General features: G+C 59.3%; 14 protein-coding genes. 2 read left to right on the plus strand and 12 right to left on the minus strand.

Going from position 1 to position 15,299, the window contains the following annotated elements; translation table 11 throughout:
* The first annotated feature begins 272 nt into the window (after positions 1 to 272).
* Positions 273 to 1,589, plus strand: a complete 1,317-nt coding sequence (locus AC1DOG_RS22900; protein WP_477931291.1) for a hypothetical protein — start codon at positions 273 to 275, stop codon at positions 1,587 to 1,589.
* A 293-nt stretch (positions 1,590 to 1,882) separates the two neighbouring features.
* A complete protein-coding gene (locus AC1DOG_RS22905; RefSeq protein ID WP_113168328.1) occupies positions 1,883 to 2,914 on the plus strand; it encodes an aldo/keto reductase in 1,032 nt (343 codons plus the stop codon).
* A 43-nt stretch (positions 2,915 to 2,957) separates the two neighbouring features.
* Here the strand turns inward: AC1DOG_RS22905 and AC1DOG_RS22910 are convergent, their stop codons facing one another.
* The 12 genes from AC1DOG_RS22910 to rfbB form a co-directional block, all read right to left on the minus strand.
* Entirely contained in the window at positions 2,958 to 4,028 is a 1,071-nt protein-coding gene (locus tag AC1DOG_RS22910; protein ID WP_477931293.1) for an ABC transporter ATP-binding protein, read from the minus strand.
* The gene (locus tag AC1DOG_RS22915; protein ID WP_112818745.1) at positions 4,025 to 4,852 is read right to left on the minus strand and encodes a carbohydrate ABC transporter permease; all 828 of its coding nucleotides are present in this window, start codon (positions 4,850 to 4,852) and stop codon (positions 4,025 to 4,027) included. The genes AC1DOG_RS22910 and AC1DOG_RS22915 overlap by 4 nt, the downstream gene beginning before the upstream one ends.
* Positions 4,849 to 5,751 (minus strand): carbohydrate ABC transporter permease, encoded by a 903-nt coding sequence (locus tag AC1DOG_RS22920; protein ID WP_477931296.1) that lies wholly within the window; start codon positions 5,749 to 5,751, stop codon positions 4,849 to 4,851. Before AC1DOG_RS22920 ends, AC1DOG_RS22915 begins: the two co-directional genes overlap by 4 nt.
* A 143-nt stretch (positions 5,752 to 5,894) precedes the next feature.
* The gene (locus AC1DOG_RS22925) at positions 5,895 to 7,127 is read right to left on the minus strand and encodes an ABC transporter substrate-binding protein (RefSeq protein WP_113200436.1); all 1,233 of its coding nucleotides are present in this window, start codon (positions 7,125 to 7,127) and stop codon (positions 5,895 to 5,897) included.
* 67 nt (positions 7,128 to 7,194) lie between these two features.
* Entirely contained in the window at positions 7,195 to 8,097 is a 903-nt protein-coding gene (locus AC1DOG_RS22930) for a sugar phosphate isomerase/epimerase family protein (protein ID WP_018896483.1), read from the minus strand.
* An 11-nt stretch (positions 8,098 to 8,108) separates the two neighbouring features.
* Positions 8,109 to 9,143, minus strand: a complete 1,035-nt coding sequence (locus AC1DOG_RS22935; RefSeq protein ID WP_477931299.1) for a Gfo/Idh/MocA family protein — start codon at positions 9,141 to 9,143, stop codon at positions 8,109 to 8,111.
* A gap of 247 nt (positions 9,144 to 9,390) precedes the next feature.
* A complete protein-coding gene (locus AC1DOG_RS22940) occupies positions 9,391 to 10,644 on the minus strand; it encodes a glycerate kinase type-2 family protein (RefSeq protein ID WP_477931301.1) in 1,254 nt (417 codons plus the stop codon).
* Between the two features lie 20 nt (positions 10,645 to 10,664).
* Positions 10,665 to 11,702, minus strand: a complete 1,038-nt coding sequence (locus AC1DOG_RS22945; RefSeq protein ID WP_112943574.1) for a substrate-binding domain-containing protein — start codon at positions 11,700 to 11,702, stop codon at positions 10,665 to 10,667.
* A 184-nt stretch (positions 11,703 to 11,886) separates the two neighbouring features.
* The gene (gene rfbC, locus AC1DOG_RS22950) at positions 11,887 to 12,432 is read right to left on the minus strand and encodes a dTDP-4-dehydrorhamnose 3,5-epimerase (protein WP_112943573.1); all 546 of its coding nucleotides are present in this window, start codon (positions 12,430 to 12,432) and stop codon (positions 11,887 to 11,889) included.
* 3 nt (positions 12,433 to 12,435) lie between these two features.
* Positions 12,436 to 13,314, minus strand: a complete 879-nt coding sequence (gene rfbA, locus AC1DOG_RS22955) for a glucose-1-phosphate thymidylyltransferase RfbA (protein WP_112943624.1) — start codon at positions 13,312 to 13,314, stop codon at positions 12,436 to 12,438.
* The gene (gene rfbD / locus AC1DOG_RS22960; RefSeq protein ID WP_477931304.1) at positions 13,311 to 14,207 is read right to left on the minus strand and encodes a dTDP-4-dehydrorhamnose reductase; all 897 of its coding nucleotides are present in this window, start codon (positions 14,205 to 14,207) and stop codon (positions 13,311 to 13,313) included. The genes rfbA and rfbD overlap by 4 nt, the downstream gene beginning before the upstream one ends.
* Complete coding sequence (rfbB, locus tag AC1DOG_RS22965; RefSeq protein ID WP_477931306.1) at positions 14,204 to 15,253, minus strand: dTDP-glucose 4,6-dehydratase; 1,050 nt, start codon at positions 15,251 to 15,253, stop codon at positions 14,204 to 14,206. Before rfbB ends, rfbD begins: the two co-directional genes overlap by 4 nt.
* Positions 15,254 to 15,299 lie beyond the last annotated feature (46 nt).

Here is a 15,299-nt window from a genome sequence, read left to right on the forward strand (position 1 = left end):
CGCGATCACCAGACGGCGTGAACCCCTACGTGGGTTCGCGCCGTCGCCAGGAACGCCCCTCCGGTCGGGCTACGCCCTCCCTTCGTGACGCTCCTGGCGACACTCTCATCCAGATTGACGCTGTTCCCAGGTTGATTGCCGCGCCATAGATCCGATCGTGCGAGATACATAACGCTCCCCTGATCGAACTGCCCCCCGCCAGTATGTACAGGAATTTTGACCTGGACTACCTAGCTACAACTCACGCACGGGAACTAAATAAAGCTCTTTCTTTGAATGGAACAGCGCCCTTCACAGACTATGAGCGTTACATAATAGATCGCCTTGAAGGGCGAAGGCAGGCAGGCGATTTTCTCGACAAAATGTCAATGCTCTCTGGCATGGATGTCACCGAGCTCATGGGGATGTACGCGACCTTCGGAAAGTACACTAACCTCGATCAGCATAGCGCTAGCGATTGGCACATCGGAGCGCAGGCTGGATTCAGTCTAATGCGCCAGGGCCGGCCAGGAATAAGACAATTCCTTGAGCAGATGACGGCGGACACGAACTTGAAAAGATCCGCCCGCGGAGGAGGCACGATCATTGGCGGGATCAATCACGGACTAAGCCCCGCTTATCCTTTCCGGTCGGGTCCGGACTATGATCTGGTCCGGGCCGAAATCATCGCCTACGTCAATGAACACGTGGCTTTCACGCCCAAGCAAAAGATCTTCGGTCAAGCCTCGTTAGGCACCCATGTGAACCTTCACGATGCAGTGAAGACTTTGGGAGGGGGCGGCACTGCCCTTGCCCGAGGGATACTGATGCATTTTGCTGATGAGCAAGACGCAACGGCGACCGTATTTCCCTTGTCCGCATACCAGAAGGCTCAAGAGTATTGGGACGATCTCGTATTCCCAATAGGCGCGAATCTGCTGCTCGGGACGAACGGACCCCATTTTGTTCAACTTGTTGATCGCGGCGTCATTGAAAAGGACGAGCTATTCAGAAAGCTGTTTCCGTCCAACATGGTCAGGTATTCAAGAAGGCAACTTCAGACGCTGGTCGACGCAGCTCGCAGTTCATCACCAGTAGCTGAACAGGAAGGCCTGGTCTCGCTGCCCAAAGCCGTCCTGTTAGTTCGCGTGCCGTACGCGGACATCATCACCCTTCTCATGGAGAGAAAGCTATCCAAAGTGTACTACGACCTGAAGTTGCCTGGACTGGCGTCGATCTTTGTCGATCCTGCGGAAGTGTCGGGTCACTTTCCCTTAGATGAGCGGTGGATGATGGTGGGCGACGTGGCAGCGCTGATGGGAGCTTCAAAGCGAGATATCTGTCAAATGACACGGGGAGGGATCTTGCCTTTCCACAAATTTCGAGTCCCTGGACGTAGCCAGTCGATCTTCCTCGATCGGAGCGAGATCCAGGATTTTCATGCAAAGTATACCCACGCAAAAGCCCTGGGGACAGAAACTGGCCTGAAAAGCCATAAGGTGGCGCAGCTTCTAAAATCCGCTGATGTCCCAAAACTTCGAGCGGGCGTCGCCGTATATTGCGAGAGAACAGCGGCCAGAGCGGCTCTTGCCGAGGCCGGGCATCCCTAAATCGTAATTTTTGCCGAAGTTTTCAGCCTCCCGTTTCCTGCGAAACGGGAGGTTTTTTCATGCCAATTTTTCATCAAAAATCGCAGCAAAATCAATGATTAGCGTGACTTTCGCCTTCGGCGCTCTAATTTCGAGTGTCAGTCTCTTGTGACGTTTGTGTCACGTATGGTGTCGCGAGGGCTGACTAAGTAACTGTTTTTCTTGGGTGGCCGGTGTCTTTCCCAGTGACGCGCAACAACCTAGCCTTATCGGCGAACCAAACAGATAAACGATTTCGACACGGAGGATGTTCAATGGATTATCGAAAGCTTGGACCAAGCGGGACAATCGTCGCGCCATACTGCCTGGGAACGATGACTTTCGGAGCGGAGGCCGACGAAGCCACCTCGCACAAGATACTCGACGACTATTTCAAATGGGGCGGCAATTTCATCGACACCGCCGACGTTTATAGCGCCGGCGTTTCGGAAGAGATTATCGGTCGTTGGCTTAAGGAGCGGCCGACCGAGGCCCGCCAGGCGGTGATCGCAACGAAGGGACGGTTTCCGATGGGAAACGGCCCGAATGATATCGGGCTGTCGCGGCGGCATTTGAACGTCGCGCTCGACGACTCGCTTAGACGTCTCGGCGTCGAACACATCGATCTCTACCAGATGCATGCATGGGACGCCCTGACGCCAATCGAGGAGACGCTGCGTTTCCTCGATGATGCCGTCTCCAGCGGCAAGATCGGCTATTACGGCTTTTCCAATTACGTCGGCTGGCATATCGCCAAGGCGGCCGAAATCGCCAAGGCGCGCGGCTACACCCGGCCGGTGACGCTGCAGCCGCAATACAGCCTGCTTGTGCGCGATATCGAACTTGAGGTCGTGCCGGCTTGCCAGGATGCGGGCATGGGCCTGCTGCCTTGGTCGCCTCTCGGCGGCGGCTGGCTGACGGGCAAATACCGCCGTGACCACATGCCGACGGGCGCGACTCGGCTTGGCGAAAATCCGAAGCGCGGCATGGAATCTTACGACCAGCGCAACGCCCAGGAGAGGACTTGGGACATCATCGGCGCAGTGGAAGACATCGCAAAGTCCAAGGGCTGCAGCATGGCGCAAGTGGCGCTCGCCTGGACCGTGGCGCGGCCGGCCGTGACGTCTGTCATCCTTGGCGCCCGCACGACGGAGCAACTGGCGGACAACCTCGGCGCGGCCAAGATCAGCCTCTCCGACGAGGAGATGCGCCGCCTCACCGAGATCAGCGCGCCGCACCCCTTCGACTATCCCTACGGGGTCGGTGGAACGAACCAGCGCCACCGCAAGCTCGAGGGCGGGCGGTAAATCATTAGGCAGCGGCGGCATATACCGCCGCTGCCTTGTACCTTCAGATACGGACGCCAGTCGCGTCGTCGAACAGATGCACCTGTGCCGGATCGATGGTAACGCCGATCGTCTCGCCGCCGCGGGCCGTGCTGCGGCCCGTTTCAACGATCGTGAGTTCCGGTGTAGTCGCCGCGGTGATGAAGGTTGCCGAACCCGTGGATTCGACGACGTCAACGGGGATGTCGAATGTCCCCTGCCCTGTCGCTGTGATGCCGATATGCTCCGGACGGATGCCGACAGTGACCTTGCGGCCCGGCTGGAGCTGGCGATTGCTCAGCAGCGTGTGCTTGAACGTTCCGAGATCTATCGCCAGGCCGCTTCCGTCCGCCTGCACGACACCAGGAATGAAATTCATCGCCGGCGAACCGATGAAGCCGGCCACGAACTTGTTGGCCGGCGTGTCGTAGAGCTCGAGCGGCTTGCCCTGCTGCTCGATGACGCCCTCGCGCATGACGACGACGTGGTCAGCCATGGTCATCGCCTCGATCTGGTCATGGGTGACGTAGACCGAGGTCGCGCCGAGCCGATCGTGCAGCGCCCGGATTTCCTTGCGCATGTGAACGCGCAACGCCGCATCGAGGTTCGACAACGGCTCGTCGAACAGGAACGCCTTGGGGTGACGGATGATGGCGCGGCTCATCGCCACGCGCTGCCGCTGACCGCCCGATAATTCCCGCGGATATCGCTTCAGTAGGTTGGAGAGACCGGTGGTCGCCGCCACATCGGCCGCGGCCTTCTTTGCTTCGGCCTTGGCGACACCGCGAATGCGCAGGCTATAGGTCAGGTTTTCCTCGACCGTCATGTGCGGATAAAGCGCGTAGGACTGGAACACCATGGCAACGTCGCGCTTGCGCGGCGGCACGTTGTTCATCAGCTCGCCGGCGATCTTCAGGTCACCTTCGGAGATGCTCTCCAGGCCTGCCAGCGAGCGCAGCAGGGTGGACTTCCCACAGCCCGATGGACCGACGAGCGCCACGAAGCTGCCCTTGGTGATCTCAAGGTTGATGTTCTTCAGCGCATGGAAGGCGCCATAATGCTTGTTGACGCCGCTGAGCTCGATCTGATTGGTCATTTGAGGGCTCCAGAGGTGAGGCCGGATACGATGCGGCGCTGCAAGAGAACGAAGATGGCGAGAACGGGCGTCACATACATCGTGGCGTAGGCCATGATATTGTTCCACTCGCTGGTGTTCGGTCCCATGAAGGAGTTGAGACCGACGCTGGCTGGCTGAAGCTCGGCTTCCTGGATCATCGACTTCGAATAGACGAACTCACCAAAGGCCTGCATGAAGATCAGGATCGCACTGACGAGAATGCCGTTTCGGGCCAGCGGCAGTACGATATTGAAGAAGGCGCCGAAACGGGAGTTGCCGTCGACAAGCGCTGCTTCCTCAAGCTCCATCGGCACGGCCATGAAGGTCGCACGCACCAGGACCACGAAGAACGGCATGCTTTTCGCGGCGATCGCCAGGATCACGGCGAAGCGCGGATAGTCGAGCAAGCCGAACTGCGAGAAGCCCACGAAAATCGGCGTGATCATCAGCGATGCCGGCAGGACCTGAAGCATGAGGATGAGGAACAGGCCGATATCCACCCACATGTTGCGATAGCGCGCCAACACATACGCACAGCCGACGCCGAGCACCGTGATCAGCGCCACGGAACCGAAGGCGATGACGACAGAGTTCCAGAGATAGCGCCCCATGTTCCGGCTTTCCCACACATAGGTGTAGGTTCCCCATTGCGGTGAGGATGGCCAGAAGCTCGGCGGATTGGCGAACATCTCCGAGCCACTTTTCAGCGCCGTGATATACATCCAGTAGAGCGGAAAGAGATAGATTGCCGCCAGAACGATCGCGATGAAAAGCATCAGGCGGTTGCGGTTGGTATCGCTCATCCGCGCACCTCATGTTTTGTCGACCGGACATAGACGATCGAGGCGAACATCACGAAGACGATCATGATGACGGAGATCGTGGCGCCCTTGCCGAAGTCGTATTGCCGGAAGGACAGGTCCCAGGCCCAGTACTGCGTGACGTTGGACGAATTGTTCGGCCCGCCATCGGTGATGGCCGCGAACAGGTCGAATTGCTGTAGCGTGAAGATCAGACCCAGCGAGACAATGGCACCGATGGTCGAGCGCATCATCGGCAGCGTAATCGTCCAGAAGCGCTGCCAGGCATTGGCGCCGTCGAGTTCGGCTGCTTCATAGAGATCGCCAGGGATGGAAGACAGGCCGACCGAGAGCAGGATCATGTTGAACGACGTGCCAAGCCAGATATTGGCGATGACGACGGCCCAGAGCGAGAAATTGGGATCCGAGCGCCAGAAGATGTTGGAGCTGATTAACCCGCTTTCGCGCAGGATGAAATTCAAGACGCCGAAGTCGCCCGATAGCACCCAGTTCCAGATCGCGCCGACGACAAGGCCGGGCATGACCCAGGAAACGAGGAACAGACCTCGCAGCCAAGAGGCGCCCGGGAAGTTCACCCAGAAGAACAGCGCCAGGCCGAAGCCAGTCAGGAATTGGCCGGCAATGGAGCCGACGACGAACAGCACGGTGTTATAGATGATCGGCAGCGTTTCGGGCTGCTTGAACAGATCGACATAGTTCTTGAAACCGACGAAGGGGCGCACGAAGGTCCCGAGGCTGAACATGTCGACCTCCTGGAAACTCATGACGATGTTATAGACGAGCGGCAGGCCCGCGAGCACGAACAGGAAGATGAGCGGCAGGGTGACAAGCGTGATATCGAACCCGCGGCCATCGGTGATGCTGGAAAATAGCCTCTTCATGGATACCCCTTAAGCTCCGAACGGGGCTGCCTGGCGCTTGCGCGGAAGACAGCCCCTGCCGGGAGGAAACGGTGGGATGGCGAAAACGCCATTGGGGTCGGACAGGCGGAGCGCGTCGCGCACGCTCCGCTTGCCCTGATATGTCACTCTTCGACGGCCTTGATCTTCTCGGCGGCCTGATCAAGCGCATCCTTCGGCGACATCTGGCCGGTCAGTGCGGCCTGGATCGCATCCTGGATTGCCTTGGAGATCTTCGGCCATTCCGGCGACGGACCGCGCGGCTGAGCATATTTCAGCTGCTCGACGAAGGTCTTCAGCGCATCGTCCTTCAGCTTGTTGCCAGTCGGCGGGATGGCGATGTCGGAGCGAGCCGGCAGCTGGCCGAACTTCTGGTACATCGTGTCATCCTTCGAGGCGAAGAACTCGAGCGCCTTGAAGGCTTCCGCCGGATGCTTGGAACTGGAGAAGATTGCCCAGTTGTAGTCGCCCATGGCCGAAGACCGCGTCGCGCCTTCCTGCGGAACCGGCAACAGCGCCGTGCCCCAGTCGAACTTGGCGTCCGTCAGCATGCGGTCGATTTCCCACGGACCGGAGATGGCCATGGCCGCATTGCCGGCGTTGAAGGTGGCGGTCGCGTCCCACTGGCTGCGGGTCAGCGTATCAGGAGAAGCAAGCTTCTCGTCCATGATCTGCTTCCAGACCGTCAGCGCCTTGACGGCACCGTCTGCGTTGATCGTCTTGTAGGTCGCACCGCCCATCTGCGCCCAAGGCAGGAACTGGAAGGTGCCTTCCTCGTTGGCCTTTGCCGAGAAGGTCAGGCCGTAGACGTTCTTCGACGGATCGGTAAGCTTCTTGGCGTCCGCGACCAGTTCGTCCCAGGTCTGCGGCGGCTTTTCCGGATCGAGGCCGGCGGCCTTGAACATGTCCTTGTTATAGTAGAGCGCGATCGTGTTGGTCGCTTTCGGCACGCCGTAGAGCTTGCCGTCCCAGGTGGCGGACTTCAGCGGTCCGGGGAAGTAGTTCTCGGGCTTGATGACGGTCGACTTGGCGATCATGTCGGTCAGGTCGAGAAACGCCTTGCGGGCGGCGAACATTGCATGGTTCGGGTTGTCGATGGCGATGATATCGGGCGCCTTGCCGGTCGAAAACGCGCGCATGGATTCGCTGACGACGTCATCGAACTGGATCTGGCGGTATTCGATCTTGATGCCGTTGTTCTGATCGTTGAATTCCTTGATCAGGTTCGGCGCCGGCTGAATGTCGCGGTCAAGCGACCAGAGGGTCAGGGTGACGTCTTCGGCCTTGGCGGTTAGGCCAAAGAGCGACACGCCCGCCAGCGCAAGCGCGCCGATCATTGCAAATTTACGGATAGCCATGGTTCTCCTCCTTTGTGGTTATCCTAGATCGTAGGCCGGCAATTCCTCCTTGCCGGCCGCGATATCATCAAACCGGATCGACGACGAAGTCGCCGCCCCGGGCATGCTTCAAATGGTTCAGCGCATGAACCTGGCCGGTCATCTCGAGCGCGTCGCGATAAACAGGATCGTGCCAACCTTCAATGTCGATGGATCCCGACCAGCCGGCGAGGCGCAGTTCCGAAATGATGTCCGTCCAGTTGCTGTCGCCGAATCCCGGCGTGCGCATGAACACGAACTTCTCCTTACCGAAGATGCCATGCTCCTTGATGACATCCCAGCGGATCGTTGCATCCTTACCGTGAACGTGGAAAATTTTCGACGCCCACTTGCGGATCTGCGGCAGCGGCTCGATCAGATAGACCATCTGATGGCACGGCTCCCATTCGATACCGATGTTATCGTCAGGCGTCTCGTTGAAGATCAGCTCCCAGGCATCGGGATTGTGCGCGATGTTCCAATCGCCCGTCTGCCAATTGCCGTCCATAGCGCAGTTTTCGAAGGCGATCTTCACGCCCTTGTCGGCGGCGCGCTTGGCGAGCTCGCTCCAGATTTCCTTGTAGCGCGGCAGGCTGTCGGTCAGCACCTTGCCACGGATACGGCCGGTAAAGCCGGCGACGCAGGTGGCGCCGAAGTGATGCGCATTGTCGATGCAATCCTTCCAGCCCTGAAGCGTGTCGAGATCGATATCGGTGGTTTCGAGCGGGTTGCCGAACATGCCGAGCGTCGAGATGGTGATGTCACGGTCGCCGATGGCGTCGACGCAGCGCTTTCCGAGTTCGGCAAGGTTCTGGCCATTGGTCGTCTGCCAGAAGAAGGGTTCGAAGCTTTCGAAGCCCATATCGGCGATCTGGCCGATGCGCTTGTCGGCGCCGCCCTTGGATGCGCTGACCATGGTTCCGATGCGAATGGACTTGGCGGGGTTGCTCACAATCTCAATCCTTATGCTGAAATTTCGATACGCTTGCCGGTCTTCGCGCTTTCGATCGCGCCGAAAACCATGGCGAGGCTTCTGATATTGTCGGAACTTGCCGTTTCCGGGCGCTTGCCCGTCTTGATCGCCTCGACGAAGCTGGCGATCACGCTGGCGTGGCCGTGCGTCTCCTCGTCATGTTCGGGTGCGGGGACCTCGACCGGTGTGAAGCCGTGCAGCAGACCGGGCTCGCTTCCAGCGGTCGCGGCCTTGAAGCCGTCTTCGCCATCCCAGGTCAGCATTCCCTTGGAGCCGACGAGGCGCCACTGGCTTTCCCAGCTCGTGCGTTCACCTTCGGCGCACCAGGAACCGCGATAGGTGAAGACCACGTCATCAGCGAATTCGAAGGTCGCATTGGCGGAAGCGCCGTGCCGATACCAGGAACCCTTGGGATTGCGCTCGACACAGTAGACCGCGAGCGGCTTCTTGTCGGCGACGAAGCGGGCGGCGTCGAATGTGTGGATAGCCATGTCGAGCAGCAGCACGTTCTGCATCTCTTCGCGGAAACCGCCGAAATGCGGCGCCAGGAAGAAATCGCAATGGATGCCGGTGATATCGCCGATCGCACCACTTTCAACGAAACGCCGCATGCGGCGGACGCCAGAGATGAAGCGGCGGTTCTGAATGATGGCGTGGACCTTGCCGGTTTCGGCGGCGAGATCGATGAGAGCGGCCCCTTCGGCAAGCGAGGTCGCCATCGGCTTTTCGCTCAGCACGTGGCAGCCAGCCTTGAGCGCCGTCGACACCACGTTGAAGCGCGCGGTCGGGATGACCACGTCGAAGACGATATCGGCTTTGGATTTTGCGATGACGTCGGCGAGATCCGTGCCGATCACGGCACCGCTCAAACCAAACTCCTCGGCGAGCTTTTCAGCCGCCGCAGGATTGACGTCGACGAGGCCCTTGACCTCGATCTCGGCGGCGAGAGCCGGGGTTTCCTTGATGGCGCGCAACCAGCCCTTGGACATGGCTCCGCAACCGCAGAGAACGGCATTCAATGTCACGATTTCCTCCCGTGGACAGTTTCTGGCTTTCCTCCCGAAACTTGCCCCGTAAACGTTTACGATACTAAGCGGAAACGTTTCTCGCTGTCAATCCCACGCGATCAGACAAAAAATGCTGCGAAAAACATCTGCAAATGCGGGGCCTTAACACCGGCTGCGCCGCAGCGCAGCACGAAAAAATTTCGCACTGTTTTGCACCGCGTTGCGTCGGGAACACAGGTGACCGGATCAGATTGCGATTCTTCGGTTAGCGGATCAGGATCGCGCGGAAGTCGTTGACATTGGTTCCCGTCGGGCCGGTCTCGAACAGGTCGCCGATCGCAGCGAAGCCCCTATAGCTGTCGTTGCCATCGAGAAGTCGGCGCGGATCGAAACCGGCGGCGCGCAATCGTTCGACGGTTTTCCCGTCCGCGAAGGCACCCGCGTTGTCTTCGGACCCATCGATACCATCGGTGTCAGCGGCAAGCAAATGCATGTCGTGACCCTGGATCGCTAGCGCCATCGCGAGCGCGAACTCGCCGTTGCGGCCGCCCTTTCCGCCCTTGCCTCGGAGCGTCACGGTCGTTTCCCCACCGGAGAGAATAACGACTGGCTTTTGGAACGGCCGATCTTTGGCAAGCACTTCGCGAGCGATCGCCGCATGTACCGAAGCGACATCGCGCGATTCTCCCTCGATAGCATCCGACAGGATGGCGGCTTCCACCCCGTGCGATCTGGCAAGCGCGGCTGCCGCCTCCAGCGAGACGCCGGCCGAGGCAATCACATGATGTTCGTGGCGGCCGAAAACCGGATCATCCGGGCTCGGCGCATCGGCAGTCGGCGTGGCAAGGAAATCGAGCGCGGCTTGCGGAAGCGACATCTTGTACTGCGCGATGATGTCAAGCGCATCGTGCCGCGTCGAGCGATCCGGAACGGTGGGGCCGGAAGCAACATAAGCAGGATTGTCGCCGGGGATGTCCGACACAACCATGCTGACAACACGCGCCTTGGTCGCCGCCGCCAGCCTGCCGCCCTTGATCATGGAGAGATGCTTTCGCACCACGTTCATCGCGGAGATCGGCGCGCCCGAGGCGAGCAGGATCTCGTTCATGGCAATCTCGTCTTCGAGCGTCAGCCCCTCAGGCGGCGAAGGCAGCAGGGCGGACCCTCCCCCGCAAATCAGCGCGATGACGAGATCGTCCTCACCAAGCCCGCTCACCGCATCCATCAGCCGCTTCGAGGCGACGAGACCGGCGTTATCCGGCACAGGATGCGAAGCTTCAAGGATCTCAATGTTTCGGGTCTCGCAGCTATAGCCGTAACGCGTCACCACGACACCCTCGAGCGGACCGTCCCAGACACTCTCGAGCGCCTGCGCCATCTGTGCAGCGCCCTTGCCCGCGCCGATCACGACCGTTCGCCCCTTCGGCTTGGCAGGAAGATGGGCGGTGAGGCCCGTGAGCGGGTCGGCCGCCCTAACAGCGGTGGAGAAGAGATCTTTTAGGAAATCGCGCGGTTGCATGGGCTGGCTTTCGAGAAAATTCAAATGTCGAGGCTGAAGGCATCGCTTTCGCCCGCAACGAGCTCAAGCGGCCAAATCGTGTTGCGTGCGCCATCAGGATAGAAATCCGCATAGGCAGGCATGGTCGCGAGCAGCGTTTCCGCAAGCTCGGCGCCGAGATCGCGCAACGACATCCTGAAACAGGTGAGTGTCGGCTGCAGGAACCGGGCACGCGGCTCTTCGCGAAAACCGATGACGGCGAGATCTCGACCGGGGACGATGCCCGCCTCGACCATGCGTCGGTAAAGCCCGATCGCCATCAGTTCGTAGATCAGAATAATCGCCGTAGGCCGAGGATCAAGGCGGATGAGTTCGTCACCGGCCTGATATCCACCTTGCTCACTCGACTTCGCGCGAATGACGAGTTCGGGATCAAAGGCAATGTCGTGACGTTCCAGCGCGCTACGATAAGCATCGAGAAAAATGTAGCCGAGATTGACGTCTGTTGATGGCACCGCGATCGCGATCCGTCGATGCCCCTTGGCAACGAGCCGATCGACGGCGCAGGCTGCGACGCCTTCGAAATCGAGGTCGATCCAGCTATAATTGCCGCCGGACGAGCTACGGCCGAGCGCAACGAAGGGTATTTTTGCCTTGGCCAGGAAGTCGATGCGCTTGTCGACGCGTTGCGTGGCGGAAATGATCAGTGCATCGACCACACGACGCGCCACCATGCGCTTCAGATACTCCTGCGGGTCCTCGTCACTCGGGCAGGGCAGCATGATGAGATCGAGCTTGTGGCGTGAAAACACGCTTTGCAGACCGCCGGTCAGGCCGAGGAAAAAGTTGTCGGCGTTTTCGACCGTTTCCTTGCTGGACTCGATCATCAGGCCGATGACGTTGGTGGTTCCCTGCCGCAGGCTTCGGCCCGACTGGTTCGCTACATAGCCAAGCTCTTCGGCCGCCGCCAGCACTCGCTTGCGAGTCTCCTCATTCACATCAGGTTTGCCATTGAGCGCCCGCGACACGGTCCCGATCGAGATATCGAGATGCTTGGCCAGTTGGCGAATTCCCCTCATTCCGACAATCGTCCTCCCAGTGGCGATGGCTAGCCGACCTTATGTGACACACCAAAACCGATCCGGAAAGGACCAAGGGCAACGATATGTAGTGGAGCCAAAGACGACGGGCCGACGATCGCCAACTTTCGCGCCTCGTCTGAGCTCTGCCTACTACCGATGTGGCGATGGTCGCGAAACGCCGTTACGGAAAAAGATCCGCATCTCTCATCAGCGGCGCCTGCGCGTCCTTGGATGAAAGGATGGGTGTTGTCGCGATCGGCCAGGCGATGTTGACCGTCGCGTCGTTCCAGATGATGGCACGCTCGTGTTGCGGCGAGTAGAAATCTGTCGTCTTGTAGAGAAACTGCGCGGTTTCAGACAGAACCACGAAGCCATGCGCAAAGCCCGGCGGGATGTAGAGCTGGCGTCTGTTGTTCGCCGACAGGATTTCGCCAACCCACTGCCCGAAGGTTGGAGAGGACCGCCGCAGGTCCACGGACACATCGAAGACCTCGCCTTCGACCACCCGAACCAGTTTTCCCTGAGCTTGGCTGATCTGGTAGTGCAGCCCGCGTAGCACGCCCTTGGCCGACTTGGAGTGATTGTCCTGAACGAATGAAACCTCAGCTCCGACCGCTTCGTTGAAGCGGGCCTGATTGAAGCTTTCGAAAAAGAAGCCGCGTTCATCACCGTAGACGGTGGGCTCGATCAGCAGGACCTCGGGAATTGCCAGTGAAGAGACTTTCATCGGTCAACCTGCCTCCGTCAGCAGTCGCATCAGGTATTTCCCGTATCCGTTCTTGCAGAGCGGCGCCGCCAGTTGCTCCAGCTGTCGGCCGGTGATCCAGCCGTTGCGAAACGCGATCTCCTCCGGACACGACACTTTCAGCCCTTGACGTCGCTCCAGCGTCGAGATGAATTGCCCGGCGTCAAGCAATGAATCATGCGTTCCTGTATCGAGCCAGGCGTAGCCGCGGCCCATGATTTCGACGGTCAGGCTGCCGTCTTCCAGATAACGCCGGTTCAAGTCCGTGATCTCGAGCTCGCCGCGCGGCGAAGGACGCAGCGACTTGGCGAATTCAACGGCGCGTTCGTCGTAGAAATAGAGTCCCGTCACCGCGTAGTTCGATTTCGGCTCCGCCGGTTTCTCCTCGATCGAGACCGCCCTGAAGCGCTTGTCGAACTCCACGACGCCATATCGCTCCGGATCGAGCACGTGATAGGCGAACACCGTTGCGCCTCGATCGACCGACATGCCGCTTGCCAAAAGGATCGGCAGGTCATGGCCGTAGAAGATGTTGTCGCCGAGCACGAGCGCCGACGGCGCTCCATCGAGAAACGTCTCACCGATGATGAAGGCCTGCGCCAGACCATCGGGCGATGGCTGTTCGGCGTAGGAGAACTTGACGCCCCAAGCGCTGCCATCGCCCAGCAGCTGCTCGAAGCGAGGAATATCCAACGACGTGGAGATGATCAGGATGTCGCGGATGCCGGCCAGCATCAGCGTGCTGAGTGGATAATAGATCATCGGCTTGTCGAAGACAGGCAGCAACTGCTTGCTCATGGCAAGTGTCGCCGGATGAAGACGAGTGCCGGATCCACCGGCGAGAATGATGCCTTTTCGGGTCACAGCGCCCACCCCCGTTCCTTCAATTGATAAAGTACGCGATCGACATGCACCGTCCATTCAGGCAAGGTGAACCCGAGGGCGGAACTCAAAGCATTCGTGTTGAGCGACGAATTTCGCGGCCGTGCGGCCGGCCGTGGAAACTCTTCGGTCGTAATCGCCTCGATATTGGCCGGATCGACAGCCGAGACGAAGCCGTGCTCGATCGCCTTTTGGACAATATGCTGGGCAAGTCCGTGCCAGCTTGTTCGTCCGGACGCAGTCAGATGATAGGTTCCGTCGGCAATGCCCCCGCGCCGATGCGCGGCAATTGCAAGCACGGTGACATCAGCGAGCACCTCGACGGCCGTCGGCGCGCCAAACTGGTCCGCGACGATTCGCAGGTTCGGACGCTCCCGCGCCAGGCGCAGAATGGTTTTCACGAAGTTCGTGCCATCAGCAGAGACAACCCAACTCGTGCGAAACAGCAGATGCCGACAGCCGGACTCGACAATCGCCAACTCGCCGGCACGTTTCGACTGGCCGTAGATATTCAACGGATGCGTCTCGTCGCTCTCGCAATAAGGCGTTTCCTGGCGACCATCGAAAACGTAGTCCGTCGAATAATGCACCAGCAGCGCGTCGCTCCGGCGGGCGTAATCCGCCAATTCCTTCACGGCCTTGTGGTTGACGCGAAACGCCGCATCGGCATTCGTCTCGGCAAGATCGACCTGCGTATAAGCCGCCGCGTTAACGATGATATCAGGGCGAACCGCATTAAGACGCTCGGCGATGACTTCCGGCTTATCGAGATCGAGTTCGTCGCGCGCGAAGGCGACGAGATTACCGAATGGGAGCAGCGCGCGCTGAAGCCCGCGTCCAAGTTGACCATTCTTTCCGAGAAGAAGCACGGTCATGCGTATTGCTTCTCCACCCAGTTGCGGTAGCTGCCTGAGGTTACGTTCTCGACCCAGTCGGCATTGTCGAGATACCACTGGACAGTCTTGCGAATTCCGCTCTCGAAGGTCTCAGTCGGACGCCAGCCGAGTTCGGCCTCGATCTTGCGCGCATCGATCGCGTAGCGCCGGTCGTGCCCGGGGCGATCGGTGACGAAGGTGATCTGCTCACTATACTTTTTGCCATCGGCTCGCGGCTGCAACTCGTCAAGTACCGCACAGAGAGTTGTGACGACATGAAGGTTGGCGCGCTCGTTCCAGCCGCCGATATTATAGGTTTCGCCAAGACGTCCGGCTTCCAGCACACGTCGGATCGCGCTGCAATGATCCTTCACGTAGAGCCAATCACGGATCTGCAAACCATCGCCATAGATCGGCAGAGAACGGCCTTGGAGCGCGTTGTGGATCACTAACGGAATGAGCTTTTCCGGGAAGTGCAGCGGGCCATAATTGTTGGAGCAGTTGGTGGTGACGACAGGAAGCCCATAAGTATGGAAGTAGGCGCGAACCAGATGGTCGCTTGCCGCCTTGCTAGCGGAGTAAGGGCTGTTGGGCCGGTAACTCGTTTCTTCGTTGAAAGCAGGATCGTCAGCATCGAGCGTCCCGAAGACCTCGTCGGTCGAAACGTGCAGAAAGCGGAAATCGGATTTGGTCTCAAGGCCAGTCCAATAGGCGCGCGCGGCTTCCAGCAGACGAAACGTGCCCAGAATGTTTGTCTGAATAAAATCTTCCGGGCCGTGGATCGAGCGATCCACATGGCTTTCCGCGGCGAAGTTTACAACCGCGCTTGGCTTGTATCGCGTGAAGAGATCGCTCAGAAGCGCTGCGTCGCCGATGTTGCCATGCACGAAGATATGGCGCGGATCCTTCTCCAAAGACCGCAAGTTATTCAGATTTCCGGCATATGTCAGCGCATCGAGATTGACGATCGGCTCGTCGTGTTGCACCAGCCAATCCAATACGAAGTTCGAGCCAATGAATCCGGCTCCCCCAGTGACAAGTATCATCGCCTACGCACCTCTCAACCAACGCAAACACCAGGATTGACGAAGA

This window comes from Rhizobium sp. 01N48 (genome assembly GCF_056399145.1).

Coding starts and splice junctions, on each gene's coding strand:
- AC1DOG_RS22905 (WP_113168328.1), top strand. CDS start 1,883: ATGGATTATCGAAAGCTTGGACCAAGCGGGACAATCGTCGCGCCATAC.
- AC1DOG_RS22910 (WP_477931293.1), bottom strand. CDS start 4,028: ATGACCAATCAGATCGAGCTCAGCGGCGTCAACAAGCATTATGGCGCC.
- AC1DOG_RS22915 (WP_112818745.1), bottom strand. CDS start 4,852: ATGAGCGATACCAACCGCAACCGCCTGATGCTTTTCATCGCGATCGTT.
- AC1DOG_RS22920 (WP_477931296.1), bottom strand. CDS start 5,751: ATGAAGAGGCTATTTTCCAGCATCACCGATGGCCGCGGGTTCGATATC.
- AC1DOG_RS22925 (WP_113200436.1), bottom strand. CDS start 7,127: ATGGCTATCCGTAAATTTGCAATGATCGGCGCGCTTGCGCTGGCGGGC.
- AC1DOG_RS22940 (WP_477931301.1), bottom strand. CDS start 10,644: ATGCAACCGCGCGATTTCCTAAAAGATCTCTTCTCCACCGCTGTTAGG.
- AC1DOG_RS22945 (WP_112943574.1), bottom strand. CDS start 11,702: ATGAGGGGAATTCGCCAACTGGCCAAGCATCTCGATATCTCGATCGGG.
- rfbC (WP_112943573.1), bottom strand. CDS start 12,432: ATGAAAGTCTCTTCACTGGCAATTCCCGAGGTCCTGCTGATCGAGCCC.
- rfbD (WP_477931304.1), bottom strand. CDS start 14,207: ATGACCGTGCTTCTTCTCGGAAAGAATGGTCAACTTGGACGCGGGCTT.
- rfbB (WP_477931306.1), bottom strand. CDS start 15,253: ATGATACTTGTCACTGGGGGAGCCGGATTCATTGGCTCGAACTTCGTA.